Source organism: Thermus amyloliquefaciens (genome assembly GCF_000744885.1).
In the GTDB taxonomy this organism is placed as follows: Bacteria; Deinococcota; Deinococci; order Deinococcales; family Thermaceae; genus Thermus; species Thermus amyloliquefaciens.
The window spans coordinates 1,763,030-1,785,276 of the sequence record NZ_JQMV01000003.1 but is presented as its reverse complement, the minus strand read 5'-3'; the positions used below and the strand labels follow the sequence as shown (position 1 = coordinate 1,785,276).

The window sequence follows — 22,247 nt, the reverse complement described above, 5'->3', positions numbered from 1 at the left end:
GCATGTTCCAGGAACTTTCCCTCGAGGCCCGGCGGGAGGCGGCCAGGGTGTTCCAGCCCAAAAGGGTCTTGCGGGGCGCCCCCCTCTACGCCCCGGGGCAGCGGGTGGATGGGGTGTACCTGGTGCGGGAAGGGCTGATCTGGCTGGAGGGGCCCCGTTCGGCGGAAGGGGAGCCCGCCACCTTGGGGGTGGTGGGGCCCGGGGGCTTTTTGGGGAGGAGGCCCTGGTGGGGGGGAATAGGCGCACCTCCGGGGCCACCGCCTTGACCTACGCCGAGCTCCTCTTCGCTCCCCGGGAAGGCCTGGACTCCTTGCGGGCGCGCTTTCCCGAGGTGGAGCGCTTCCTCCTGGAGGTCCTCTACGCCCGGCTGAAGGAGGCGGAGGAGCGGCTTTGGGAGTTGCACCACCTCTCCGTGAGCCAGCGCTTGGCCCGGCTTCTCCTCAAACTGGGCCGGGCGGGGGAGGTGGCCTTTTCCCACCAGGACCTGGCCCGCATGGTGGGGGCCACCCGGGAGACCGTGACCAAGCTCCTAGGGGAGTGGGCCCTTTCGGGCCTGGTGGACCTGGGTTACCGCCGGGTGGAGGTCCGGGAGCCCGAGGCCCTTGCCCGCCTGGCCGAGGCGCTTTAGGCTTTGAGGCATGGAAACCCAGGTCCTGGCCCACCTTTTGGGCCTACCCCAGGGGGAAGAGGCCCTTAAAGAGCGCCTGGGCCGGGAGGGTCATCCCCGTCTCTCCTCGGCGCTTGCCGCCTACCTGAAGCGCCTCCAGGCTCCGCGGGAGGCCTTGGCCGCCCTCGAGGGCCTGGGGCGGGGTGCGGTGGTCACGGGCCAGCAGGCGGGGCTTCTGGGGGGGCCCGCCCTCACCTTCTACAAGGCCCACACCGCCTTGGGCCTGGCAGCAAGGGTGGGGGCGGCGCCCGTCTTCTGGGTGGCCTCCCAGGACCATGACGTGGAGGAGGTGCGCCATCTCCATCTCCTGGTGGAGGAGGAGGTGCGCTCCCTATCCCTACCCCTGCCTCCCCTGCCCGCGGGGCGGATCCCCCTTGCCCCCTACCGGCAGGCGGTGGCGGAGTTCCTGGGGCCTTGGTCCCGGGACCCCCGGGTGGCTTACGCCCTGGAGGGGGAAACCCTGGCCGAGTTTTTCGCCCGCACCCTCTTGGCCTTCCTGGGGGAGCGGGGCCTCATCCCCTTTGACCCCATGGCCGAGGAGCTGGCCTTCCTCTTTCAGGAGGCCGTGGAGCGGGAGCTGGAGGATCCCCTGGCCAGCGCCGGGGCCATCAACCGGGAGGCGGAGCGCATCCGTGCCCTAGGGGGCAAGCCTCCCTTGAAGCGCAAACCGGGGGCCACCAATCTTTTTCTGGAAACAGATCAAAGAAGGCTCCTTTTTTACCAGGAAGGGGCCTTTACCGACGGGGTGCGGCGCTATAGCAAAGGGGAGCTTCTGGAGATCCTGCGGACTGATCCCAGCCGCCTCACCCCGGCCGCGGGTCTAAGGCCGGTGTTCCAGGACCTGGTTTTGCCCACGGCAGGCTTTGTGGTGGGCCCCAACGAGTTCCGGTATGTGGCCGAGCTCTCCGGGGTCTACGCCCTTTACCGCATCCCCATGCCCGCCTTGTTTCTCCGCCTGGGGGCTTTGGTTTTGGAGCCCCCCATCCACCGCATTGTGCAGGGGTACCGCCTGGACCCCTGGGCGTTCGTGGAAGGGGGGGAGGATGCCTTCCTGGAGGCGGTCAAGGGGGTGCTGGAGGGGTTTGGGGACCTCGAGGCGGAGCTCTCCCACCTCTTGGAGGGGGTGGAGGCCCTGGGCCAGAAGGCCCGCGCCCTGGAGCCCACCTTGGAAAGGCCCTTCCGCCGCTTCCAGGCCCGGCTCAGGGGGGAGGGGGAAAGGCTTTTGAAGAAGCTTCTCCGCGCCCGCATGGGGCGGGATGCGGTCCTCCTCCACCATCTGGAGCGCCTCAGGCGGCACCTTTTGCCGAGGGGCCTGCCTCAGGAACGGGTTTACCCCTTCGCCATGTACGCCTTGCGCCATCCGGAAGCCCTCCAAAGGCTTGAGGAGGCCCCCATCCTGGGAAGGGCCACCCTGGTTTTGGGCTGAGGGCCGAGGCCGGGCCCAAGGCCTTTGGGGGGCTCCCCCCGTGGTAGGATGGGGGCGCGGTATGCGGTACGGGTTAAAGGGCCTCCTTCTCTTCTGCCTCCTTTTTCCCTTGTGGCTCCTGCCTTCCCGCGGCCAAGGGGGGGACCTGCTCCTCAGGGTGCTCCTGAAGGAGGTGCCGGAGGGGCAGGAGGTCTCCCTCCTCCTGCCGGAGGGCCAGGGAACGGTGCGGGCCCGGGGGGAGGCCCAGGGGGTCTGGGTGGAGGGCAAGGTCCAGCCCTTTTGGGAGTTCCCCGGGCCCTATTTCCGCCTCGAGGGCCGCCCTTACCGGGGTGGGGTGCGGCTTCTCGCCCAGGGAGGCAAGCTCCTTGTGATCAACTTGGTCCTCCTGGAGGACTACCTCCTCGGGGTCCTACCGGGGGAGATGCCCGAGGGCTTTCCCCTGGAGGCCCTGAAGGCCCAGGCGGTCCTGGCCCGCACCTTCGCCGTGAACCGCCTGAACCCCAAGGCGCCCTACGACCTCTGCGCGAGCGAGCTCTGCCAGGTCTACCTGGGCTTCGCCGCCGAGAAGCCCAAGCACGCCCAGGCGGTGGCCGCCACCCGTGGCCAGGTCCTGAGCTACGGGGGCAAGGCCATCTCCGCCCTGTACCACGCCGACTCTGGAGGCATGACGGCGGGGAGCGAGGAGGTGTTCCAAAAGGCTCTTCCCTACCTCCGCCCCCGGCCCGACCCCTACGCCAAGGGGCCCAAGAGCGCCTGGCGGGTTTCCGTGTCCAAGGAGGCGGCGGAGCAGGCCCTCAGGGCCTTGGGCTACACCCCTAAAGGGGAGGAGGCGCCCCAGGTGTTGGAGCGTAGCCCCTCGGGCCGGGCCTGGCGGGTGCGGCTTATGGGGGTGGAGGTATGGGGTCCGGAGGCCCAGCGCCTCCTCCGCCTCATGGGCCTTCCCTCCGCCTTGGCCGAGTTCCAAGGCTTTGAGGCGGTGGGCCGGGGGGCGGGGCACGGGGTGGGGCTTTCCCAGTGGGGGGCCAAGGGGATGGCGGAGGCGGGCTTTGACCACCGGGAGATCCTGGGCCACTACTTCCCCGGCACCTTCCTCTCCGAGCTCCTCCTGGCGGGGGTGCCCTAGGTGCTCCTTTCCACCCCCCTAGGCCCCCTTTGGCTGGCGGTTTCCCCCGTGGGGGTGGCGTGCCTAGAGCCCGCCCTTTTTCCCCGGGGCAAGGAGGCGCAAGGTCCCTTGGCCGAAAGGGTGCGGGAAAGCCTCGCCGCCTACTTCGCCGGAAAACGCCCGGACTTTTTGGACATCCCCCTAGACTATAGCGGGCTTTCCCCGGAGCGCATCCGCCTTTACGAGAGGGTACGCCGCATCCCCTACGGCAAGACCACGAGCTACGGGGCCCTCGCCCGGGAACTGGGGCTTTCCCCCCGGGCGGTGGGGGCGGGGCTTCGGGCCTCTCCCTTCTTCCTCCTGGTGCCCGCCCACCGGGTCATCCACCAGGATGGCCGGCTTGGGGGCTTCGCCGGGCAGGAGGGGCTAAAGCTTTGGCTCCTCCGCTTTGAAGGGGCCCTTTAGACCTCGGTCCAGACCGCCACGGAAAAGGGCGGAAGCTCGGGGCCGCAAAGCCTGCCCCCCATGGGGGTGCAGAGGCTACCGGAGAGCAGGTCCACCGCCTGGGCCCCCCGGGGTAGGGCCCCATGCAGGGGAAAGTCCTGCCGAAAGGGCTCGGGGCTGGCGTTCACCACCACCAGGTAGGGGCCGCGGGTGAAGGCCAGGTGGCCGTCCGCGGCGTAGATCCGTCCGTAGGGGGCGGTGCGGAGGAGGGGGTGCTCGCGGCGCAGGCGGGCCATGCGGCGGACCGCCTCGAGGATCTCCCGCCTCCAGCGGGCCTCCTCCCACACCATTCCCCCGCGGTTTTCCGGGTCGTGGCCGCCCTCCATGCCGATCTCCTCCCCGTAGTAGACCGTGGGGTTACCGGGCAAGAGGAAGAGGAGGGAGAGGGCGAGCCTGGCCCGCTCCACCTTCCCCTTAAAGAGGGTGAGGAGGCGGGGGGTGTCGTGGGAGGTGAGGAGGTTCATCTGGGAGCGCACCACCTCCTCCCGGTAGCGGCTGAAGAGGTTTTCCAGACGGTGGCTGAAGGCCAAGGCCTGGAGGGGCTCCACCCGCCCCAGGCCCGACCGGGCGGCCAGCTCCTGGTCCAGGGCCTCCCCTCCCACGAAGCCCAGGATGGCCCGGGAGAGGGGGTAGTTCATGGTGGCGTCAAACATATCCCCCTGGAGCCAGGGGTCGGCCTCTTCCCAGATCTCCCCCACGAGGTAGGCCTCGGGGTTGGCCCCTTTCACCCGGCGGCGGAAGGCCCGCCAGAACTCGGGGTCCGGGATCTCGTTGGGTACATCCAGCCGCCAGCCGTCGGCCCCAAAGCGGATCCAGTACTCCGCCACCTCCAGGAGGTACTCCCGCACCGCCGGGGTCTCCACCCGGAGCTTGGGGAGCTCGGGGTTGCCCCACCAGGCCTCGTAGTTGGGGTTCCGCCCGTAGGGGTTTAGGGGGAAGCCCTTCACGTGGTACCAGTCCCGATAGGGGCTCGCCTCCCCGTTTTCCAAAAGGTGCTGGAAGGCGAAAAACCCCCTCCCCGTGTGGTTGAAAACCCCGTCCAGGATGACGCGCATGCCGTGGGCGTGGGCCACCTCCAGCAGGTGGCGCAAGGCGGCGTTCCCCCCCAGGACGGGGTCCACCTGGAGGTAGTCCGTGGTGTGGTAGCGGTGGTTGGCGGTGGAGGCGAAGATGGGGTTCAGGTAGAGGGCCTCCACCCCCAGGTCCTTGAGGTAGGGGATTTTCTCCGCGATCCCCCAGAGGGTGCCCCCCTTGAAGCCCCGCAGGGTGGGCGGGGCTTCCCAGGGTTCAAAGGGACCGCTGGGGGCGGGCTTGCCCGGGGGGCCTGCCCGGAAGTAACGGTCGGGAAAGATCTGATAGAAGAAGGCGCCCTCGTACCAGGCCACGGGCCCAAGTGTACCACGGGCGGAAGGTGCCTAGATCACAAAAATCCTTGTTCCCAGACCCAGGGTTCTGGTATCCTCCCGGGGTGAGGGGTATGAGGGGGCGGCTTTTCGTCATGACCGGGGCCAGCGGGGTGGGGAAGGGTACGGTGCGGGCCAAGGTGCTGGAACGCACCCGCCTCTTCTACTCCATCTCCATGACTACCCGCCCCCCACGCCCGGGGGAACGGGACGGGGTGGACTACTACTTCGTGGATAGGGGCACCTTTGAGGCCCTGTTGCGGGAGGATGGGTTTTTGGAGCATGCCGAGTACGTGGGCCACCTCTACGGAACCCCAAGGGCCCCGGTGGAACGGGCCTTGGCCCGGGGGGAGGACGTTCTTCTGGAGATCGAGGTGCAGGGGGCCCTGCAGGTGCGCGCCAAGGTCCCCGAGGCGGTCCTCATCTTCCTCCTGCCCCCTTCCCTTTCCGAGCTGAAGCGGCGCCTGGTCTACCGGGGCAAGGATAGCCCCGAGAAGATCGAGAAACGGCTCAAGCAGGCGGAGTGGGAGATCCAAAACGCCCACCTCTTTGATTACGTGGTGGTGAACGAGGTGCTGGAGGAGGCGGTGGCCGATTTCCTGGCCATCCTGACCGCGGAGAGGTTGCGCACCCCCAGGATGGGCGCCGCCTTGGAGAGGGCCCTTAAACGGGATAAGGACTTAGAAGCCGAGTTGGACGAGATTTTGCGGAGGAGTTATGGCGGAACCCGGGATTGACAAGCTTTTTGGCATGGTGGATTCCAAGTACCGGCTCACCGTGGTGGTGGCCAAGCGGGCGGAGCAGCTTCTCCGCCACCGCTTCAAGAACACCGTCCTGGAGCCGGAGGAGAGGCCCAAGATGCGGACCCTCGAGGGCCTCTTTGACGACCCCAACCCCGTGACCTGGGCCATGAAGGAGCTCCTCACGGGGCGGCTGGTCTTCGGGGAGAACCTGGTGCCCGAGGACCGGCTGCAGCGGGAGATGGAGAGGCTTTACCCGGTGGAGGAGGAGGCGTAGGTGGCCCGGGTCCTGGTGGCGGTGACGGGGGGGGTGGCGGCCATCAAGGCCCCCCACCTCCTCCGCCTCCTCAGGGCCCAGGGACACGAGGTGCGGGTCCTGGCCACCCCCAGGGCCCTGGAGTTCATCACCCCCCTTTCCCTGGCGGTAGCCGCCGGGGGGGAGGTGGCCACGGAGGAGGCCTGGTTCAGGCCCGATGGCCGGGCCTTGCACATAGAGCTCGCCCGCTGGGCCGAGGTGGTCCTGGTGGCTCCCGCCACCGCGGATGCCATGGCCAAGGCCGCCTTGGGCCTGGCGGACGATCTCCTCTCCGCCACCCTCTTGGCGGGGGCCAAGCGGGTGGCCTGGGCCCCGGCCATGAACGAGGCCATGTGGCTTGCCCCCAAGACCCAGGAGCATGCCCGGACCCTCGAGGCCCTGGGCCACGCCCTCTTTGGCCCCGGGTACGGCCCCTTGGCGGCGGTGGGGGAGGGGGAGGGGTGGGGAAGGATGCTGGAGCCGGAGGAGCTTGTGGAGAGGCTGGAGGCCTTCCTCACCCCCAAGGACCTGGAGGGCCTGAGGCTTCTGGTCTCCGCCGGCCCCACCCGGGAGTACCTGGACCCGGTGCGCTTCCTTTCCAACCCCTCCTCAGGCCGCATGGGCTACGCCGTGGCCGAGGCCGCCCGCGATCGGGGGGCGGAGGTGGTCCTGGTCTCCGGGCCCACCGCCTTGCCCGCCCCCTGGGGGGTGGAGAGGGTGGAGGTGGAAAGCGCCCTGGAGATGCGCCAGGCCATCCTGGAGCGCTACCCTTGGGCCCAGGCGGTGGTGATGGCGGCGGCGGTGGCCGATTACCGCCCGGCGGAGGTGAGCCGGGAGAAGGAGCCCAAGGTGGCGGCGGAGAAGGTCCTCCGCCTCCTTCCCAACCCCGACATCCTGAAGGAGCTGGGGGAGAACAAAGGGGACAAAGTCCTGGTGGGCTTTGCCATGGAAACCAAGGAGGGCTTGGAGCGGGCCAGGGAAAAACTCCACCGCAAGAACCTGGACCTCATCGTCCTCAACTGGGTGAACCGGGAGGGGGTGGGTTTCGGCAGCGCGGAGAACGAGGTGGTGCTCCTCCTCCGGGATGGCCGGGTACAGGAGCTTCCCCGTATGAAGAAGCGGCAGGTGGCCCACCGTATACTGGATTGGGTTAAAGAATTCTGGCGAGGCTAAGAGGGGTGTCTATGCGGAGCAAAGCGGAGCGGCACCGCGCCATTCAGGAGATCGTGAGCCGGGAGGAGATCGGCACGCAGAAGGAGCTGGTGGAACGCCTGAAGCAACTGGGTTTTGAGGTGACCCAGGCCACGGTGAGCCGGGACATCGCCGAGCTGAGGCTGGCCCGGGTTTCCCTGGGCAAGGGGCGGCACAAGTACGCCCTCCCCTCCGTGGAGCTCCCCGAGGACGTGTATGAGGAGCTGAAGCGGCAGTTTGGCCTCTTTGTCAAGGATGTGGACCGGGGGGAGAATATCCTGGTGGTGAAGACCGCGGAGGGCCACGCCTCGGGGATCGCCCTGTTGATGGACCGCCTCAAGCGGGACGAGATCGTGGGTACCCTGGCGGGGGAGGATACCATCCTGGTGGTGGCCCGGAGCGAGGAGGGGGCCAAGGCCCTGGAGCAGGAGTTCGGGGAACTCCTCGTGGCGGGAAAGGCGCGCCCCTAGGCTTTCGTGCTGGAGCTTTTCCTCAAGTCCTTCCTCACCCTCTTCGTGGTGGTGGACCCGGTGGGGCTGGTGCCGGTTTTCCTGGCCCTGGCCGGGGATCGTCCCCCCAGGAAGCAGGCCCAGATCGCCAGGAAGGCGGTGTTGGTGGCGGGGGGGTTGATGGTCTCCTTTTTCTTCTTCGGCCGGGGGCTTCTGGAGTACCTGGGGATCAGCCTCGAGGCCCTGCGCATCGCCGGGGGGATCCTCCTTTTCCGCATCGCCACCGAGATGGTGTTTGCCCACCATGAGCGGGAGACCGAGGAGGAGAAGGACGAGGCCCGCCTCCGGGCGGACATCTCCGTCTTTCCCCTGGCCATCCCTTTGATCGCGGGCCCTGGAGCCTTGGCCAGCGTCCTCATCCTGGCCCTGGAGGCCCGGAAGGAGCCCCTGGGCTACGCTGTGGTGCTTTCCACGGTGGTTCTCGTCCTGGCCCTGGCCTACGTGTTCCTTCGGCTTGCGGTCCAGGTGCGCCGAGCCCTGGGGCGCACGGGGGTGAACGTGGTGACCCGGGTCCTGGGGATCCTCCTGGCCGCCTTGGCGGTGCAGTACGTGGCCGACGGGGTTAAAGCCCTTTTTTAGCCCTCTTGGCCCGGTACATGCGCCCGTAGGCCTCCTTCAGGTGGATGGGGCTTCCCCAGGCTCCGGGCCTCCCGGAGGACCAGGGGAAAGGCCTCCTCCAAGGCCCGGCGGTTGTCCAGGCCGGTGAGGGGGTCGGTGCGGGCGGCCTCCGGGGGATTCATTCCTGGGCCTCCACCCAGCCCTGGGCAGCCTGGCCGCTCCCTTCCAGAAGGAGGCGGGCGTGGGCCAGGGCGGCCTCGGTGTACTGGCCGGAGAGGAGGCGGGCCAGTTCCCGGATCCGCTTCTCCCCCTCCAGGGTCTCCACCCGCACCTCCTCTCCCTCCTTCGCCACCCGCAGGTGCCTTGTCGCCCGGGCGGCGATCTGGGGCAGGTGGGTGACCACCAGCACCTGCCGGACCTGGCCCAGGCGGGCCAGCCTTTCCGCCACCTTCCAGGCGGTCTCCCCCCCTATGCCGGCGTCCACCTCGTCAAAGACCACGGTGGGGGCCTCGGCCCCGGTGAGGAGGGCGAGGGCCAGGGCGATGCGGGAGAGCTCCCCCCCGCTGGCCGCGGAAAGGGGGGCGGGGGGGAGGTGGGGGTTGGCGGAGAAGCGGAACTGGACCTCTTCCAGGCCCTGGGGTCCGGGTTCGGGGAGGGGCTTCAGTTCCACCTGGAAGCGGGCCTTGGGAAAACCCAAGGCGGAAAGCTCCCCCGCCATCTCCCTTTCCAGCCTGCGTGCCGCCTCGAGGCGGGCTTGGGAAAGGCGCTCCCCCGCCTCCAAGAGGGCCTCCGAGGCCGCTTTCAACGCCCTTTCCAGGGCCAAAAGCCGCTCTTCCCCTCCCTCCAGGGCCTTGAGCTCCTCCTGGGCCCTTTCCCCGTAGCGCAGGACCTCCTCCAAGGTGGGCCCGTACTTGCGCTTGAGCCTCTCCAGGAGGGAAAGGCGTTCCTCCAGCTGGGCCAGGCGGCCTGGGTCTCCCTCCAGGCTTTCCAGGTAGTCCTCCAGCTCCTGGGCCACGGCCCGGCCTCCCTCCAGCGCCGCCTCCAGGTCCCGGGCCAGGGCCTCGAGGGCCGGGTCAAAGCGGCTTCCCCCCCTCAGCTCCCGCAGGGCCGCCTGCAGGAGGTCCAAGGCCCCCCCCTCCGCCAGGAGGGCGTAGGCTTTGCCCGAGCGCTCCCTCAGGGCTTCCAGATGGCGAAGCCTTTGCGCCTCGGCCTCCAGCTCCTCATCCTCCTTGGGCCTGGGGTTCGCCTCCTGGATCTCCCTAAGCTGGAAGCGGAGGAGGTCCTCCCGCTCCGCCTTGGCCCTTAGGGCCTCCTCCAGGGCTCTTTTTTCCTGAAGGAGGGCCTGGTGTCGCCTGTAGGCTTCCCCGTAGCCCTCCAGGAGGCTTGGGGGCAGAAGGGCATCCAGAAGCTCCCGCTGCCGCTTGGGGGAGAGGAGGGCCATGGCGGTGTGCTGGGCGTGAAGGGAAAGCCACCTTTCCGCCTCCTCTTGGAGCTCCTTGAGGCTTACCACCTCCCCGTCGATCCGCGGGGTGGAGCGGCTCCCGATGCGGCGGGAAAGGATGCGCTCCTCCCCCTCACCCTGGAGGAAGGCGGTCACCAGGAGGCTATCGCCAAAGGGCCCCAAGAGCCCTTCGGACCTGGCCCCAAGGAGGAGGGCCAAGGCGTCCACCAGGAGGCTTTTCCCCGCCCCGGTTTCCCCGGTGAGGACGTTCAGCCCAGGGCCCAGCTCCAGGGTGGCCTCGCGGATGACGGCGAGGTTGCGCACCTCGAGGCGCTTTAGCATCCCCTTAATTCTAAGCCCCTGGCGGGAGGGGCCTGGGTGCGGAAGTCAGGGCATGGGGTGGGCCAGGGCGAGCCGGCGAACCTCCTCCCGTAAGGCCTCCGAAGGGCCTTCCATGAGGGCTCGGTCTATGAGCTCCGCCACCAGGGGCATCTCCTCCGGGGTGAAGCCCCGGGTGGTGAGGGCCGGGGTGCCGATGCGGATGCCCGAGGTGACCCGGGGGGGCTTGGGGTCAAAGGGGATGGCGTTCTTGTTGACGGTGATGCCCACCGCATCCAGCCTTTCCTCCGCCTCCTTCCCCGTGAGGCCCTTGGGGCGGAGGTCCACCAGGAAGAGGTGGTTGTCGGTGCCCCCCGTGACGATGCGGTAGCCCCGCCCCGCCAGCTCCTCCGCCAGGCGCTTGGCGTTTTCCACCACCAGGCGGCTGTACTCCTTGAACTCGGGTTGCAGGGCCTCAAAGAAGGCCACCGCCTTCCCCGCGATCACGTGTTCCAGGGGGCCGCCCTGGATGCCGGGGAAGATGAGCTTGTCGATCCTTTTGCCCAGCTCAGGGTCGTTGGAGAGGATAAGCCCGCCCCTCGGACCCCTCAGGGTCTTGTGGGTGGTGCTGGTGACCACGTGGGCGTGGGGAAGGGGGTTCGGGTGGAGCCCGGCCGCCACCAGGCCGGCGAAGTGGGCCATGTCCACCACCAGGTAGGCCCCCACCTCCTCGGCGATCTCCCGGAAGGCCTTGAAGTCCCAGAAGCGGGGGTAGGCGCTGGCGCCCGTCACGATCACCTTGGGCCGGTGCTCCAAGGCCAGGCGGCGCACCTCCTCGAGGTCAATGAGCTCGGTGTCGGGCCGGACCCCGTAGGAAACCACCTTGTAAAGCTTCCCGGAGAAGTTCACCTTGGAGCCGTGGGTGAGGTGGCCGCCGGCCGCCAGATCCATGCCCATCAGGGTATCCCCCGGCTCCATCAGGGCCATGTACACCGCCATGTTGGCCTGGGAGCCGGAGTGGGGCTGGACGTTGGCCCAGGCGGCCCCGAAGAGCGCCTTGGCCCGTTCGATGGCCAGGCTTTCCACCTGGTCCACCACCTCGCACCCCCCGTAGTAGCGGGCCCCCGGGTAGCCCTCCGCATACTTGTTGGTGAGGACGCTTCCCACCGCCTCCCGCACCTGGGCGGAGACGAAGTTCTCGCTGGCGATGAGCTCCAGGCCTTCCCGCTGGCGCTTTTCCTCCAGGGCGATGAGCTGGAAAAGGGCCTCGTCCCTCAGGCTGGTCCTGACCATAGGCTGATTATAGGGCCTGGGCGGGGGTGAGGCTAAGGGCCCCCTCTCCCGGGTCTAGGCCCCTTGGGGACAGGTTTTTCCTCGTGGATGGGCCCTAAGGAAGGCGCTTCCCTTGGTAAGCTTGGGGTATGAGAAGGGCTCTTCCGATTTTGAAGTGGGGGCTGGCGCTGACCCTGGCCATTCTGCTCTTGACCATCATCCTCATCAACTTCACCTCTAGCCGCGACCTGCCGGAGCTGGTCCGGGTGCAGGTGGAGCGGTATGCGGTGTGCAGCTACTGGTTCTTCGGCTGGCACCTGGCTTCCACGGGCGCCTTCGCCTTTATTTTCTTGCTGCTGGGGCTTCTTCTGGGCCTCGGGGCGGGGTTTGCCCTGAGCCGGTGGATGGCCAGGAGGGGCTAAGCACCCCGCCCTCAAGCCACGACACCCTTCCTTGCCCCATGGCCCTGGGCGAAGCCCGGGGCTTCTGGAAGCCTAGGGGGCGGTGCCTAGAAAATCTCCAAGGCCAGTTTTTCCCCTTCCGCCGGCACCCCCGCAGGGTAGCGGCCGTTGAAGCAGGCCAGGCATACCGGGCCTCCTATGGCCTTCTTCACCCCTTCCTCGGAAAGGAAGGCCAGGCTGTCCGCCCCGATGTAGGCCCGGATCTCCTCCAGGCTCTTCTCGGCGGCGATGAGCTCCTTGCGGGCGGCGGTGTCGATGCCGTAGTAGCAGGGGAAGCGGATGGGGGGGCTGGAGACCCGGAAGTGGACCTCCCGGGCCCCGGCCTCCTTCAGCATGGCCACGATGCGGCGGCTGGTGGTGCCCCGCACGATGGAGTCGTCGATGAGCACCACCCGCTTGCCCCGCACCGCAGAGGTGGGGGAGAGCTTCAGGCGGGTCTTCAGGTCCCGCAGCGCCTGGGTGGGTTGGATGAAGGTGCGGCCGGCATAGGGGTTCTTGTAGAGCCCGTACTCCAGGGGGAGGCCCGAGGCCTTGGCGTAGCCCACCGCGGCCCCGATGCCGGAGTCGGGCACGGGTACCACCATGTCCGCCTCCGCCGGGGCCTCCCGGAAAAGCTCCATACCCATGCGCACCCGGGCCTCGTAGGCCTCCACCCCGTCCAGCAGGCTGTCGGGCCTGGCGAAGTAGATCCACTCAAAGGCGCAAGGGGCAGGGTTGGGGGGGAGGGCCTGGAGGCTTTTGAGCTCGCCCTCCTCCACCCAGACCACCTCCCCCGGGCGCACATCCCGGAGGTACCGGGCCCCGATGAGCTCCAGGGCCGGGGGCTCGGAGGCGAAGGCGTAGCCCTTTGGGAGCCTTCCGATGGCCAGGGGCCGCACCCCGTGGGGATCCCGGAGGGCCACCAGGGTCCTGCGGTCCATGAGGAGGATGGCATACCCCCCTTCCAGGGCCTTCATGGCCTCGGCGGCCGCCTGGGGAAGAGGGAGGTGGCCCAGGCGGGCCAGGAGGAGGAGCATCACCTCGGTGTCCGAGGTGCTCTGGAAGGTGGCCCCTTCCTTAAGGAGCCGGTCGCGGAGGGGCTTGGCGTTGGTGAAGTTGCCGTTGTGGGCGATGGCCAGAACCCCGTGGGCGGTGCGGGCGGTGAGGGGTTGGGCGTTGAAGCGCAGGTTGGAGCCCGTGGTGGAGTAGCGGGTGTGGGCCAAGCCCAGCCGTGCCTCGGGAAGCCTCAGGCGGGAAAGCCTTTCCTCGGTGAAGACCTGGTGCACGAGCCCCAGGTCCTTTTCCACCAGGAACTCCTTGCCATCGGATACGGCGATGCCCGCCGCCTCCTGTCCCCGGTGCTGGAGGGCGAGGAGGCCCAGGTGCAAAAGCCCCGGGGCGTCCAGGGGTTCTTCGCTCCAAAGCCCCAAGACCCCGCACTCTTCCCTAGGCTTGTCCATCCAGCACCTCCCGTAGGGGCCGCTTCCAGGCGGCGAGGAGTTCTTGTACCTCCCACTCTAGCACCCCTTCCGGGGTGAGGACCGTGAGGGTGTGCCCTCCGGTCTCTCCTAGGATGCGGTAGGGAAGACCCCTTTCCTCCAGGCGGAAGGTGGCCTCCTTGAGGTCCTCCTTGGCCACGGTGAAGAGGATGCGGCTTGGGGCCTCGCCAAAGAGGGCGGCCAGGCCGGGGGTGCGCACCTCCACCGTGGCCCCCAGGCCATAGGGGAAGGTCATCTCCGCCAAGGCCACCAAAAGCCCCCCCTCCGCCAGGTCGTGGGCGGTGCGGGTGAGCCCCAAGGCGATGAGCTCCCGGATGGCCTCCTGCACCCGCTTTTCCAGCTCCAGGTCCAGCCTGGGGGGATGGCCCGCCTCGAGGCCCGCAAGGAGGTAAAGCACCTCGCTTCCCCCCAGCTCCCCCGCCTCCTCCCCCATGAGGACGATGACCTCCCCGGGGCGCGAAAAGCCCATCTCCGCCCGCTTGCGGATGTCCAAGACCCCCACCACCCCCACCATGGCCGTGGGGGGGATGCGCCGGCCCCCGCTTTCGTTGTAGAGGGAGACGTTTCCGGAGACCACCGGCACCCCCAGGGCCTCGCTGGCCTCCCTAAGGCCCGCGATGGTCTCCCTTAGCTCAAAGTAGCCCTCCGGGGTCTCCGGGCTTCCCAGGTTTAGGCCGTCGGTGTAGGCCAGGGGCCTTGCCCCCACCACGCTCACGTTGCGGCAGGCCTCGGCCAGGGCGTGCATGGCGCCAAGCCGGGGATGGAGGCGGCTGTAGCGGGGGTTCTGGTCCACCTTGGCGGCGATGCCTAGGCTGGTGCCCTTCACCCACAAGACCGCCGCATCCCCCTTGCCGGGAAGGAGGGCGGTGCGGGTGCCCACCTGGTGGTCGTAGCGCTCGTAGACCGCCTCCCGGCTGGCCAGGTTGGGGGAGGCGAGGAGCCTGGGGAGGACCTCCTGGGGGTTGGCCTCGAGGGGGGGAAGGGGCATCTCCCGGAGCCTTTGGATCTCGGGGTCTTCCCTGGCTAGGCGCACGTAGGTGGGGGCTTCCGCCAGGGCCTCGGTGGGGACCTCGGCCACCACCTCGCCCCGGAAAAGGACGCGGAAGACCCTCTCGGGGATGGTGCGGGCCACCCTCACGCAGTCCAGGCCCCACCTCCTAAAGACCTCCTCCAGCTCCTTTTCCTTGCCCTCCTTGGGCACCAGGACCATGCGCTCCTGGCTTTCCGAGAGGAGGAGTTCTATGGGCCCCATGCCGCTTTCCCGGGTGGGGACCTGGTCCAAGTGGAGTTCCACCCCCAGGCCCGACTTGAAGGCCAGCTCCGAGAGGCTACTGGTGAGCCCCGCCGCCCCCATGTCCTGCACGCCCTCCACCAGGTCCTTTTCGATGGCCTCGAGGGTGGCCTCCAAAAGGAGCTTCCCCAGGAAGGGGTCCCCCACCTGCACCGCCGGCCGGTCCTCCTCCTTGTCCTCGGAAAGCTCCCGGCTGGCGAAGGCCGCCCCCCCAATCCCGTCCCGCCCCGTCTTGGCCCCGGCGTAGTAGATGGGCCGGCCCAGGGAGGCCCGGCTCCGCCTCAGGTGCTCCTCCCGGAGGAGGCCCAGGCACATGGCGTTCACCAGGGGGTTTTCCCGGTAGCCCTCGTGGAAGTAGAGGTCCCCGCCCACCGTGGGCACCCCGATGGCGTTGCCGTAGTGGGCGATGCCGGAAACCACCCCCTTGAGCAGGTAGCGGCTTCGGGCGTCTTCCGGAGGGCCAAAGCGCAGGGAGTCCAGGAGGGCGATGGGCCGGGCCCCCATGCTCATGATGTCCCGGATGATCCCCCCCACCCCGGTGGCAGCCCCCTGGAAGGGCTCCACCGCGGAGGGGTGGTTATGGCTTTCTATCTTGAAGGCCACGGCGAAGCCTTCCCCGATGCACACCACGCCCGCGTTTTCCCCGGGTCCCTGCAAAACCGCCTCCCCTTCCTTGGGGAGGTCCTTCAAGAGGGGGCGGGAGTTCTTGTAGGCGCAGTGCTCGCTCCACATCACCTTGAAGAGGAAGAGCTCCACCCGGTTGGGCTCCCGCCCCAGCCGCTTCACCATCTCCCGGTACTCGGTGTCCGGGATGCCGATTTCCTGGGCCAGGCTTTCCATCACTCCAGAAGGGGAAGGAGCTCCCGATGGCTTTTCACCTTGGCCGTGGGCTTGACCTCCCCGTTCACCTCCCTCAAGCCCACGTACTGCACCGCCCAGGGGTAGCCGGTGGCGAAGGCCCCCCGGATATCGGTCTGGGGCAGGTCGCCCACGTGCAGGGCCTCCTCCGGGGCCACCCCCAGGGCCTCGAGGGCCACCCGGAAGGCCTCAGGCCTAGGCTTCACGAACCCCGTCTCGTCGGAGAAGCTGTAGGCCTGGAAGACGTCCAGCCCCTGCCGCCTCAGGTGCTCCCGCAAGAGGCGGCCCGGGGTGAGGCCGGTGTCGGAAACCAGGGCCAGGGGGTATTTGCGGGCCAGCTCCTTCAGGACCTCCAGCCCCGGAAGGGGCTCGAGGTCCACCAAAAGGGAGCTCTCCTCCAGCCGCCTGGCCGTGAGGGCGATGAGCCCGGGGTCGTAGGGGGCTCCCAGGAGGGAGAAGATGCGGGCCACCCGGTCGTATACGGACATGTGCTCCCCGGCCTTCCATGCCTCCTCAAAGGCGATGGCCGCCTGGCGGTAGGCCTCCCGCACCTCGTGCTCCTCCGCGGGATGCCCGGCCTCGGAAAGAGCGTCCAGGAGGATCTCGTACCGGGCGGGCATGACCTTTTCCAAAAACGCCTGCCCCTCGGTGAAGAGGGTGCCCCAGAAGTCAAAGGTGATGGCCTTGGGTTTCATGCGTTTACCTCCTCCAAAAGCCCCAGGAACAAAGGGAGCCCGTCCGTACTGCCCAAAACCTCATCCACCGCCCGCTCGGGGTGGGGCATCATGCCGAGGACGTTGCCCTTCTCGCTCACGATGCCGGCGATGTCGCGGAGGCTTCCGTTAGGGTTGTAATCCCCTTCCCCCCCTAAGGGGGCGTAGCGGAAGACCACCAGCCCCTCCCCTTCCAGCCATTCAAGGGTCTTGGGGTCCGCGTAGTACCGCCCTTCCGCATGGGCGATGGGCAGGCGCAGGACCTGCCCCTTCCCATAGCGCCGGGTGAAGGGGAGGTCCGTGCGTTCCACCCGCACCCCCACCTCCTTGCAGGTGAAGTGCAGGTTCAGGTTGGCCAGCAGGGCCCCGGGGAGGATGCCGGCCTCGGTGAGCACCTGGAAGCCGTTGCAGACCCCAATCACCAAGCGGCCCTCCCGGGCGAAGCGCCTCACCTCCTCCATCACCGGGCTCTTGGCCGCCAGGGCCCCGGCCCGCAGGTAATCCCCGTAGCTGAAGCCTCCCGGCAGGAATACCCCGTCAAAGCCCTTTAGGCTGGTTTCCGTGTGCCAGACGTACGCCGCCTTGATGCCCGCCTTCTCCAAGGCGAAGCGGGCGTCCTCGTCGCAGTTGGAGCCGGGAAAGCGGACGATGGCCCACTTCATGGGAGTTCCTTTATGGCCTCCAGGGTGAAGACCTCCATCACCGGGTTGGTGAGGAGTCTGCCCATGGCCTTGGCTTTTTCCTCCGCCTCCAGGAGGGTTTCCGCGGGGAAGACCACCTCCAGGACCTTCCCTACCCGCACCGAGTCCACGGGATGGCCCAGGTCCCTCAAGACCCCTTCCACCGCCCGGCCCTGGGGGTCCAGGATGCCGTCTTTTAACTCAATGAGCAGGGTGGCTTGGTACCTGGGCATGGCTACCCCTTGAGAACCCGCCTTAGGACCTCCTGGTAGGCCTCCGCCTCGCCCCCCAGGTCTTTGCGGAAACGGTCCTTGTCCATGGGTTCACCCGTCCTCTGGTCCCAAAGGCGCATGGTATCAGGGGAGATCTCGTCGGCGAGGAGGATCTCCCCATTCCTTTTGCCGAACTCCAGCTTGAAGTCAATCAGGTCCAGGCCCCTTTGGGCAAAGAAATCCCGCAACAGCTCCCCCACCCTCAGGGTGGTGGCCTTCACCTGGGAAAGCTCCTCTTCCCCGGCCAGGTCCAGGGCCAGGATGGCCTCAGGGCAGATGAGGGGGTCGCCCAGGGCGTCGCTTTTTAGGGAGAACTCCACCAGGGGGGCTTTCAGGGGGGTGCCCTCCTTCACCCCGTACCGCTTGGCGAAGCTTCCCGCCGCCCGGAAGCGGAGGATGACCTCCAGGGGGAGGATCTCCACCCGTAACACCCGCATCTCCCGGTCGGAGAGCTCCTCCAGGAAGTGGGTTTTGATCCCGTGGGCCTCCAGGTGGCGGAAGAGGGCCGCCGAGACCTTGTTGTTCACCACCCCTTTCCCGGGGATGATGCCCCGCTTCCTGGCGTTGAAGGCCGTGGCTTCGTCCTTGAAGTAGACCCGAAGGGTGTCCGGTCCCTCGGGAAAAAGAACCTTTGCCTTGCCCTCGTAGAGCTTTTCCATGTGCCTCCTTAGGGACCTTAGCCCCGCCTCGCCTTCATTTTAATGCCAGGGGGGAGGCCTGGGAGCCCCTTGGGCAGGGGTGCGGCCCCTTTCCTAAGTGCCGATGCCTGGAGGTGGCCGCAATAGGCAAGGAAGAAGGACGGTGCTCAAAGCGGGGTACCTAAAGCCCAAAGCGGGCGTAGATGGCGTCCACGTGCTGGAGGAAGGGGCTTGGGTCAAAGAGGGCCTTGAGCCTTTCCCCCTTGAGGGGGTTTTCCGGGTCTTCCTCTAGGAGCTCGGGGAAGCTTCGGCCCTCCTCCCAGCTCCGCAGCGCGTTCCGTTGCACGATGGCGTAGGCCTTATCCCGGGGAAGGCCCTGGGCGATGAGGGCGTTGAGCACCTGTTGGGAGTAAACCAGGCCCCGGGTGAGGTCCAGGTTTTTCTGGAGATTTTCCTCAAAGACCACCAGGCCCGCCAGGATGCCCCTAAGCCGCCTCAGGGCATAGTGGGCTACGGTGGTGGCGTCGGGGAGGATGACGCGCTCCACGGAGGAGTGGGAGATGTCCCGCTCGTGCCAGAGGGCGATGTTTTCCAAGGCGGGCCCCAGGTAGCCCCGGAGGAGCCTGGCCATGCCGGTGAGGTTTTCCAGGCCCACGGGGTTTTTCTTGTGGGGCATGCTGGAGCTTCCCGTCTGCCCTTCCCTGAAGGGTTCCTGGGCCTCGAGGACCTCCGTGCGCTGGAGGTGGCGTAGCTCCACCGCCACCCGTTCCAGGTTCCCCCCCAGGATGGCCAAGGCGGCCAGCACCTCCGCATGCCGGTCCCGGGGCACCACCTGGGTGGAGAGGGGTTCGGGCTTTAGGCCAAGCCGCCGGGCCACGTGGGCCTCCACCTCCGGGGGCACGTGGGCGTAGTTCCCCACCGAGCCCGAAAGCATGGCCACCCCGATGGCCTCCTTGGCCCGCCCTAGCCTCTCCTCGTCCCGCTGGAAGGCGGCGTAAAAGCTCAGGAAACGGAGGCCGAAGCTGGTGGGCTCCGCGTGGACCCCGTGGGTGCGGGCGATGGCCGGGGTGCGCCGGTAGCGGAGGGCCAGGCGCTTGAGCTCCTCCTGCACCCCCTTGAGCTCCGCCAGGATGAGGTCCAGGGCCTGCACCAGAAGGGCGTTTTGGGCGGTGTCCACCACGTCCGAGCTGGTGAGGCCCAGGTGCAGGTACCGCCCCACCTCCTCGTCTTTCGTCCACTCCACCAGGGCCCGGGTGAAGGCCACCAGGTCGTGGCGGGTGATTTCCTCCAGCTCCGCCACCCTTTGGGCGAAGCGGGCGTCTAGGGGATGCTCCTTTAGGTGCTCAAGAAGCTTCTGGGCAAGGCCTTGGGGCACCTGGCCCAGGGCCTCCCAGGCCTCGAGGGCGTAGGCCTCCACCCGGGCCCAGGTGCGGTAGCGGTTTTCCTCCGACCATAGCGCGGCCATCTCCGGGGTCTGGTAACGGGGGACCATGCCTTAAGGGTACTAAAAGGGCAGGGTGAGGACGAAGTCCGCCCCATACCCCTCCCCTTCCGGCTTGGGGCTGAGGAGCAGGTCGGCCCGGAAGAGGCCGTCTTGGCGGTTGCCGATGCGGGGCATCCCCCTTTCGGCGTAGGGGGGCCTGGCGTAGACCCTTTGCTGGATTTCCTCGGGGAAGAAGAGCTGGGTGGCGAAGCTTCTCCCTCCCGCTTCCACCCGCAGGTGCAGGTGGGGGGTGCGGCTTGGGTACCAGCCGGGGAAGAGGGTGCGGAACTCCACCCTTCCCTGGCCGTCCGTGGCCTGCCAGCCCCGGCAGAAGACCCCGGGGGCGTTCACCCCGGAGTAGCGCCCCAGGGCGTCCGTGTGCCAGAGGTCCACCCGCAGGCCCCCAAGGGGCTGGCAGGTGCGGTCCTGCACCCGCAAGGTAAGCCGCAGGAGAACCCCAGGAAGCCCCTCCCGCAGGTCCTGCCGCCTGGGCACCTCCCGCAGGAAGTAGGGGCCTTCGGTTAGGGCGGGGGTCGGCGGGCACTGGGCCCGGGCCAGAGGGTAAAGGAAAAGGCCGAGGAGGGCGCGCCGCTTCATTTCCGCCTCAGGCGAAGGTCCACCTCCAGCCGGATGCGGTTTTCCACGCTGAGGAGGATGGGCACCCGGGGCTGGACCAGCTGGAACTTCTCAAAGGGGAACTCCGTCTTGAGGACCACCCGCACCTCCTGGCCCCTGAACTCCGCCTCCCCCTCCCAGACCACCTCCTCGGTGACGTCCCGTATGGTGAGGTCCCCCACCACCCGCACGGGGAACTTGCCGCCTTGGGGCAAGGGGTTGGGCAGGCCCTCCACCGCCTTGGGCCGGAAGGTGGCGGTGGGGAAGCGGTCGGTCTGCAGGGTGTTTTGCCGGAGGTAGTTGTCCCGCCGCGCCTGGTCGCTCTTTAGCTCCCTCAGGTCCACCACGAACTCCCCGCTGGCCTTGCCCCCTTGCAGAACCACCAGCCCCTTCACCGCCCCCGTGGTGCCCACGGCCTCGGCGATGCCGATCTGGACCAGCTGCTCCCGCACCCGGTAGCGGGCCTCCCCGGAAACCACCTCAAAACTCTGGGCCAGGACAGGAACCAGCAATACCCAAAGCCATACCAGCCATCGCATGCCTCACCACCTCCCTTTGCCATAAAGGGCATAGCAGGCGAAGGTTAGACCCCTGTTAGAAGGGCCAGGGTATACACTGGGTTCATGACCCGGGCGGTGCTCTTTGACGTGGGGAATACCCTGATCCTGGCAAGCCCCCGGTTTTGGCTTCTGCCCTTTTTGGAGGAAAGGGGGCTAAGGCCGAGGAAAGACCCCAAGGGGGCGGCCTTGGCGGCCTTTCGCTTTTATGAGGACCACCACCTGGAGGCCCGGGATCTGGAAACCGCCTTGGGGCTTTGGCGGGAGTTCCACCGCAGGCTTTTCACGGGCATGGGCCTCGAGGAGCACGCGGAGGCCCTGAGCCGGGAGCTGGTGGCCAACTGGAAGAACCCCCGGTTCTGGCCCGTGGTGCCTGGGGCCCAGGCCACCCTCCAGGCCCTGAAGGAGCGGGGCTACCTCCTGGCGGTGGTCTCCAACTGGGACGCCACCCTGCCCGAGATCCTGGAGGTGGTGGGCCTGAGGCCCTACTTCCAGCACTTGGCGGTGAGCGCCCTTTCCGGGGTGGCCAAGCCGGATCCTAGGCTCTTCCAGGAGGCCCTTTCGGCCCTTGGGGTTAGGCCGGAGGAGGCGGTGCACGTGGGGGATTCGGAGGCGGACGTGGCCGGGGCCCAGGGGGCCGGGGTTAAGCCCCTCCTCTTTGATCCCTTGGGGGAGAACCCCGAGGCCCTTCCCAAGCTGGAGAGGGTGCTAGACTACCTGCCATGAGCGTGCGGCGGGCCATATGGGGGGAGAAGCAGGAGGCCATTGAGGCCAGCCTCAAGGAGGTGGACGAGGACCTTTTCCGCTACATCCGCGACTTCGCCTACGAGGAGGTTCTGGCCCGGCCGGGGCTGGACCTGAAGACCCGGGAGCTCCTTGCCATCACCGCCCTCATCGCCCTGGGTAGCCCCAAGGAGCTGGCCACCCATTTGGAGGGGGCGTTACGGGTGGGGGCCACCGAGGAGGAGGTGCGGGAGGCCATCCTGCAGTCCGCCCTCTTCCTGGGCTTTCCCCGGGCCTTGGCCGCCATGAAGCTTTTCCACAAGGTGCTCAGGGGCCGTGGTCCTGCTGACGCGGGGGAAGGATAGGGCGCTTTTGGAACGGCTTGCCGCCTTGGGCATAGAGGCGGCGGAGGTGGCCCTGCTGGAGCAGGTGGATCTGCCGGGCCTGCAGGCGCTTCCGGGCAGGTTGCGCGCCGCCGACTGGGTGGCCGTCACCTCCAAGGAGGGGGCGAAAAGGCTTCTTTGGGCTTGGGAGCGGGCGGGAAGGCCCCCTTTAAAGGTGGCGGCGGTGGGGGAGGGGACGGGGGAGGTGTTGCGCCGGGGGGGGCTATCCCCCGCCTTCCTCCCTCCCAGGGCCACGGCCAAGGACCTGGCCTTGGGGTTTCCCCAGGCGCAAAGGGTGCTCTTTGTGGCGGGGGACCTGGCGGGGAAGGACCTGGAGGAGGGCCTGAGGGACCGGGGGATGGAGGTGGAGCGGCTGGAGGTTTACGCCACCCGGGAGCGGGAGCTTTCCCCGGAGGAGGTGGGCCTTTTGCGGGCGGCCCAGGTGGTGGCCTTCTTCAGCCCAAGCGGCGTCCGGGCCTATGCCCGTTGGACCGAGCGGCGGCCCAAGGCGGCTTGCATGGGTCCCAGCACCGCCAAGGAGGCCTTGGCCGCGGGTTTCCCCGTGGTGGAGGCGGAGGTGCCCGGCCTGGAGGGCCTTTTCCACGCCATCTTGCGGGCGCTCCCATAGGCCTTCGGTTAAGGGTGGGGGGACGCTTGTCCCTACCCAGG

The 22,247-nt window shown here is 68.1% G+C and carries 25 protein-coding genes and 1 pseudogene; 13 read left to right on the top strand and 13 right to left on the bottom strand.

Annotated elements, in window-relative coordinates:
• The first annotated feature begins 2 nt into the window (after nucleotides 1–2).
• The 4 genes and pseudogenes from BS74_RS13035 to BS74_RS09545 all read left to right on the top strand — a co-directional run bounded on the left by BS74_RS13035 (nucleotide 3) and on the right by BS74_RS09545 (nucleotide 3,660).
• Nucleotides 3–628 (top strand): annotated as a pseudogene (locus BS74_RS13035) (Crp/Fnr family transcriptional regulator).
• 10 nt (nucleotides 629–638) lie between these two features.
• Nucleotides 639–2,093: a bacillithiol biosynthesis cysteine-adding enzyme BshC gene (bshC, locus tag BS74_RS09555; protein WP_038058292.1), complete on the top strand. Its 1,455-nt coding sequence runs from the start codon at nucleotides 639–641 to the stop codon at nucleotides 2,091–2,093.
• A 61-nt stretch (nucleotides 2,094–2,154) separates the two neighbouring features.
• Nucleotides 2,155–3,216: a SpoIID/LytB domain-containing protein gene (locus BS74_RS09550; RefSeq protein ID WP_038058291.1), complete on the top strand. Its 1,062-nt coding sequence runs from the start codon at nucleotides 2,155–2,157 to the stop codon at nucleotides 3,214–3,216.
• Nucleotides 3,217–3,660: a methylated-DNA--[protein]-cysteine S-methyltransferase gene (locus BS74_RS09545; RefSeq protein ID WP_152607349.1), complete on the top strand. Its 444-nt coding sequence runs from the start codon at nucleotides 3,217–3,219 to the stop codon at nucleotides 3,658–3,660. It begins immediately after the preceding gene.
• Here BS74_RS09545 and BS74_RS09540 read toward each other — a convergent pair.
• Complete coding sequence (locus BS74_RS09540; RefSeq protein ID WP_038058289.1) at nucleotides 3,657–5,084, bottom strand: glycoside hydrolase family 13 protein; 1,428 nt, start codon at nucleotides 5,082–5,084, stop codon at nucleotides 3,657–3,659. The two genes, BS74_RS09545 and BS74_RS09540, sit on opposite strands and share 4 nt — an antisense overlap.
• Before the next feature lie 92 nt (nucleotides 5,085–5,176).
• On the opposite strand from BS74_RS09540, the gene gmk reads away from it, so the two are divergent.
• From gmk to BS74_RS09515, 5 genes are read left to right on the top strand one after another with little or no spacing between them, the layout of a single operon-like run.
• Nucleotides 5,177–5,839, top strand: a complete 663-nt coding sequence (gene gmk, locus BS74_RS09535) for a guanylate kinase (RefSeq protein ID WP_038058287.1) — start codon at nucleotides 5,177–5,179, stop codon at nucleotides 5,837–5,839.
• Entirely contained in the window at nucleotides 5,820–6,119 is a 300-nt protein-coding gene (rpoZ, locus tag BS74_RS09530) for a DNA-directed RNA polymerase subunit omega (RefSeq protein WP_038058285.1), read from the top strand. The genes gmk and rpoZ overlap by 20 nt, the downstream gene beginning before the upstream one ends.
• A complete protein-coding gene (gene coaBC / locus BS74_RS09525) occupies nucleotides 6,120–7,310 on the top strand; it encodes a bifunctional phosphopantothenoylcysteine decarboxylase/phosphopantothenate--cysteine ligase CoaBC (protein WP_038058283.1) in 1,191 nt (396 codons plus the stop codon).
• An 11-nt stretch (nucleotides 7,311–7,321) separates the two neighbouring features.
• A complete protein-coding gene (gene argR / locus BS74_RS09520; protein WP_038058281.1) occupies nucleotides 7,322–7,798 on the top strand; it encodes an arginine repressor in 477 nt (158 codons plus the stop codon).
• Nucleotides 7,799–7,804: 6 nt separating this feature from the next.
• Nucleotides 7,805–8,416 (top strand): MarC family protein, encoded by a 612-nt coding sequence (locus tag BS74_RS09515; protein ID WP_038058279.1) that lies wholly within the window; start codon nucleotides 7,805–7,807, stop codon nucleotides 8,414–8,416.
• Here the strand turns inward: BS74_RS09515 and BS74_RS11970 are convergent.
• The 3 genes from BS74_RS11970 to glyA are packed head-to-tail and all read right to left on the bottom strand — an operon-like array spanning nucleotide 8,413 to nucleotide 11,447.
• A complete protein-coding gene (locus BS74_RS11970) occupies nucleotides 8,413–8,577 on the bottom strand; it encodes a nucleotidyl cyclase domain-containing protein (RefSeq protein WP_185747721.1) in 165 nt (54 codons plus the stop codon). The two genes, BS74_RS09515 and BS74_RS11970, sit on opposite strands and share 4 nt — an antisense overlap.
• On the bottom strand, nucleotides 8,574–10,178 hold the full coding sequence (locus tag BS74_RS09510; protein WP_038058277.1) for a DNA repair protein RecN: 1,605 nt from the start codon (nucleotides 10,176–10,178) through the stop codon (nucleotides 8,574–8,576). The genes BS74_RS11970 and BS74_RS09510 overlap by 4 nt, the downstream gene beginning before the upstream one ends.
• A 45-nt stretch (nucleotides 10,179–10,223) precedes the next feature.
• Nucleotides 10,224–11,447, bottom strand: a complete 1,224-nt coding sequence (gene glyA, locus BS74_RS09505) for a serine hydroxymethyltransferase (RefSeq protein ID WP_038058275.1) — start codon at nucleotides 11,445–11,447, stop codon at nucleotides 10,224–10,226.
• A 128-nt stretch (nucleotides 11,448–11,575) separates the two neighbouring features.
• On the opposite strand from glyA, the gene BS74_RS09500 reads away from it, so the two are divergent.
• On the top strand, nucleotides 11,576–11,848 hold the full coding sequence (locus BS74_RS09500; protein WP_038058273.1) for a hypothetical protein: 273 nt from the start codon (nucleotides 11,576–11,578) through the stop codon (nucleotides 11,846–11,848).
• A gap of 86 nt (nucleotides 11,849–11,934) precedes the next feature.
• On the opposite strand, the gene purF is transcribed toward BS74_RS09500, so the two are convergent.
• The 9 genes from purF to BS74_RS09455 form a co-directional block, all read right to left on the bottom strand.
• Nucleotides 11,935–13,326 carry an amidophosphoribosyltransferase gene (purF, locus tag BS74_RS09495; RefSeq protein ID WP_038058271.1) on the bottom strand — a complete coding sequence of 464 codons (1,392 nt, stop codon included), beginning with the start codon at nucleotides 13,324–13,326 and terminating at the stop codon, nucleotides 11,935–11,937.
• Nucleotides 13,313–15,496, bottom strand: coding sequence for a phosphoribosylformylglycinamidine synthase subunit PurL (purL, locus tag BS74_RS09490; protein WP_038058269.1), 2,184 nt, complete (start codon nucleotides 15,494–15,496; stop codon nucleotides 13,313–13,315). Before purL ends, purF begins: the two co-directional genes overlap by 14 nt.
• Nucleotides 15,496–16,209 (bottom strand): HAD family hydrolase, encoded by a 714-nt coding sequence (locus BS74_RS09485; RefSeq protein ID WP_038058267.1) that lies wholly within the window; start codon nucleotides 16,207–16,209, stop codon nucleotides 15,496–15,498. The genes purL and BS74_RS09485 overlap by 1 nt, the downstream gene beginning before the upstream one ends.
• Entirely contained in the window at nucleotides 16,206–16,889 is a 684-nt protein-coding gene (gene purQ, locus BS74_RS09480) for a phosphoribosylformylglycinamidine synthase subunit PurQ (RefSeq protein ID WP_038058265.1), read from the bottom strand. Before purQ ends, BS74_RS09485 begins: the two co-directional genes overlap by 4 nt.
• Nucleotides 16,886–17,140 (bottom strand): phosphoribosylformylglycinamidine synthase subunit PurS, encoded by a 255-nt coding sequence (gene purS, locus BS74_RS09475; protein WP_038058263.1) that lies wholly within the window; start codon nucleotides 17,138–17,140, stop codon nucleotides 16,886–16,888. The genes purQ and purS overlap by 4 nt, the downstream gene beginning before the upstream one ends.
• Before the next feature lie 2 nt (nucleotides 17,141–17,142).
• Nucleotides 17,143–17,838: a phosphoribosylaminoimidazolesuccinocarboxamide synthase gene (gene purC, locus BS74_RS09470; RefSeq protein ID WP_038058262.1), complete on the bottom strand. Its 696-nt coding sequence runs from the start codon at nucleotides 17,836–17,838 to the stop codon at nucleotides 17,143–17,145.
• A gap of 160 nt (nucleotides 17,839–17,998) precedes the next feature.
• Nucleotides 17,999–19,309, bottom strand: a complete 1,311-nt coding sequence (purB, locus tag BS74_RS09465) for an adenylosuccinate lyase (protein WP_038058259.1) — start codon at nucleotides 19,307–19,309, stop codon at nucleotides 17,999–18,001.
• A gap of 12 nt (nucleotides 19,310–19,321) precedes the next feature.
• On the bottom strand, nucleotides 19,322–19,897 hold the full coding sequence (locus BS74_RS09460) for an intradiol ring-cleavage dioxygenase (RefSeq protein ID WP_038058251.1): 576 nt from the start codon (nucleotides 19,895–19,897) through the stop codon (nucleotides 19,322–19,324).
• Nucleotides 19,894–20,454: a YceI family protein gene (locus BS74_RS09455; RefSeq protein WP_038058249.1), complete on the bottom strand. Its 561-nt coding sequence runs from the start codon at nucleotides 20,452–20,454 to the stop codon at nucleotides 19,894–19,896. The genes BS74_RS09460 and BS74_RS09455 overlap by 4 nt, the downstream gene beginning before the upstream one ends.
• An 84-nt stretch (nucleotides 20,455–20,538) precedes the next feature.
• Here BS74_RS09455 and BS74_RS09450 point away from each other — a divergent pair, with 84 nt between their 5' ends.
• From BS74_RS09450 to BS74_RS09440, 3 genes are read left to right on the top strand one after another with little or no spacing between them, the layout of a single operon-like run.
• The gene (locus tag BS74_RS09450; protein WP_038058247.1) at nucleotides 20,539–21,198 is read left to right on the top strand and encodes an HAD family hydrolase; all 660 of its coding nucleotides are present in this window, start codon (nucleotides 20,539–20,541) and stop codon (nucleotides 21,196–21,198) included.
• Nucleotides 21,195–21,560 carry a carboxymuconolactone decarboxylase family protein gene (locus BS74_RS09445; protein WP_038058244.1) on the top strand — a complete coding sequence of 122 codons (366 nt, stop codon included), beginning with the start codon at nucleotides 21,195–21,197 and terminating at the stop codon, nucleotides 21,558–21,560. Before BS74_RS09450 ends, BS74_RS09445 begins: the two co-directional genes overlap by 4 nt.
• On the top strand, nucleotides 21,532–22,206 hold the full coding sequence (locus BS74_RS09440; protein ID WP_038058242.1) for a uroporphyrinogen-III synthase: 675 nt from the start codon (nucleotides 21,532–21,534) through the stop codon (nucleotides 22,204–22,206). Before BS74_RS09445 ends, BS74_RS09440 begins: the two co-directional genes overlap by 29 nt.
• The last annotated feature ends 41 nt before the right edge of the window (nucleotides 22,207–22,247 follow it).

Bases quoted from the DNA above. Each gene is read 5' to 3' on its own strand.
- bshC (WP_038058292.1), top strand. From the start codon at position 639: ATGGAAACCCAGGTCCTGGCCCACCTTTTGGGCCTACCCCAGGGGGAA.
- BS74_RS09550 (WP_038058291.1), top strand. From the start codon at position 2,155: ATGCGGTACGGGTTAAAGGGCCTCCTTCTCTTCTGCCTCCTTTTTCCC.
- gmk (WP_038058287.1), top strand. From the start codon at position 5,177: ATGAGGGGGCGGCTTTTCGTCATGACCGGGGCCAGCGGGGTGGGGAAG.
- rpoZ (WP_038058285.1), top strand. From the start codon at position 5,820: ATGGCGGAACCCGGGATTGACAAGCTTTTTGGCATGGTGGATTCCAAG.
- argR (WP_038058281.1), top strand. From the start codon at position 7,322: ATGCGGAGCAAAGCGGAGCGGCACCGCGCCATTCAGGAGATCGTGAGC.
- BS74_RS11970 (WP_185747721.1), bottom strand. From the start codon at position 8,577: ATGAATCCCCCGGAGGCCGCCCGCACCGACCCCCTCACCGGCCTGGAC.
- BS74_RS09510 (WP_038058277.1), bottom strand. From the start codon at position 10,178: ATGCTAAAGCGCCTCGAGGTGCGCAACCTCGCCGTCATCCGCGAGGCC.
- glyA (WP_038058275.1), bottom strand. From the start codon at position 11,447: ATGGTCAGGACCAGCCTGAGGGACGAGGCCCTTTTCCAGCTCATCGCC.
- BS74_RS09500 (WP_038058273.1), top strand. From the start codon at position 11,576: ATGAGAAGGGCTCTTCCGATTTTGAAGTGGGGGCTGGCGCTGACCCTG.
- purF (WP_038058271.1), bottom strand. From the start codon at position 13,326: ATGGACAAGCCTAGGGAAGAGTGCGGGGTCTTGGGGCTTTGGAGCGAA.
- purL (WP_038058269.1), bottom strand. From the start codon at position 15,496: ATGGAAAGCCTGGCCCAGGAAATCGGCATCCCGGACACCGAGTACCGG.
- BS74_RS09485 (WP_038058267.1), bottom strand. From the start codon at position 16,209: ATGAAACCCAAGGCCATCACCTTTGACTTCTGGGGCACCCTCTTCACC.
- purQ (WP_038058265.1), bottom strand. From the start codon at position 16,889: ATGAAGTGGGCCATCGTCCGCTTTCCCGGCTCCAACTGCGACGAGGAC.
- purS (WP_038058263.1), bottom strand. From the start codon at position 17,140: ATGCCCAGGTACCAAGCCACCCTGCTCATTGAGTTAAAAGACGGCATC.
- purC (WP_038058262.1), bottom strand. From the start codon at position 17,838: ATGGAAAAGCTCTACGAGGGCAAGGCAAAGGTTCTTTTTCCCGAGGGA.
- purB (WP_038058259.1), bottom strand. From the start codon at position 19,309: ATGGTCCCCCGTTACCAGACCCCGGAGATGGCCGCGCTATGGTCGGAG.
- BS74_RS09460 (WP_038058251.1), bottom strand. From the start codon at position 19,897: ATGAAGCGGCGCGCCCTCCTCGGCCTTTTCCTTTACCCTCTGGCCCGG.
- BS74_RS09455 (WP_038058249.1), bottom strand. From the start codon at position 20,454: ATGCGATGGCTGGTATGGCTTTGGGTATTGCTGGTTCCTGTCCTGGCC.
- BS74_RS09450 (WP_038058247.1), top strand. From the start codon at position 20,539: ATGACCCGGGCGGTGCTCTTTGACGTGGGGAATACCCTGATCCTGGCA.
- BS74_RS09445 (WP_038058244.1), top strand. From the start codon at position 21,195: ATGAGCGTGCGGCGGGCCATATGGGGGGAGAAGCAGGAGGCCATTGAG.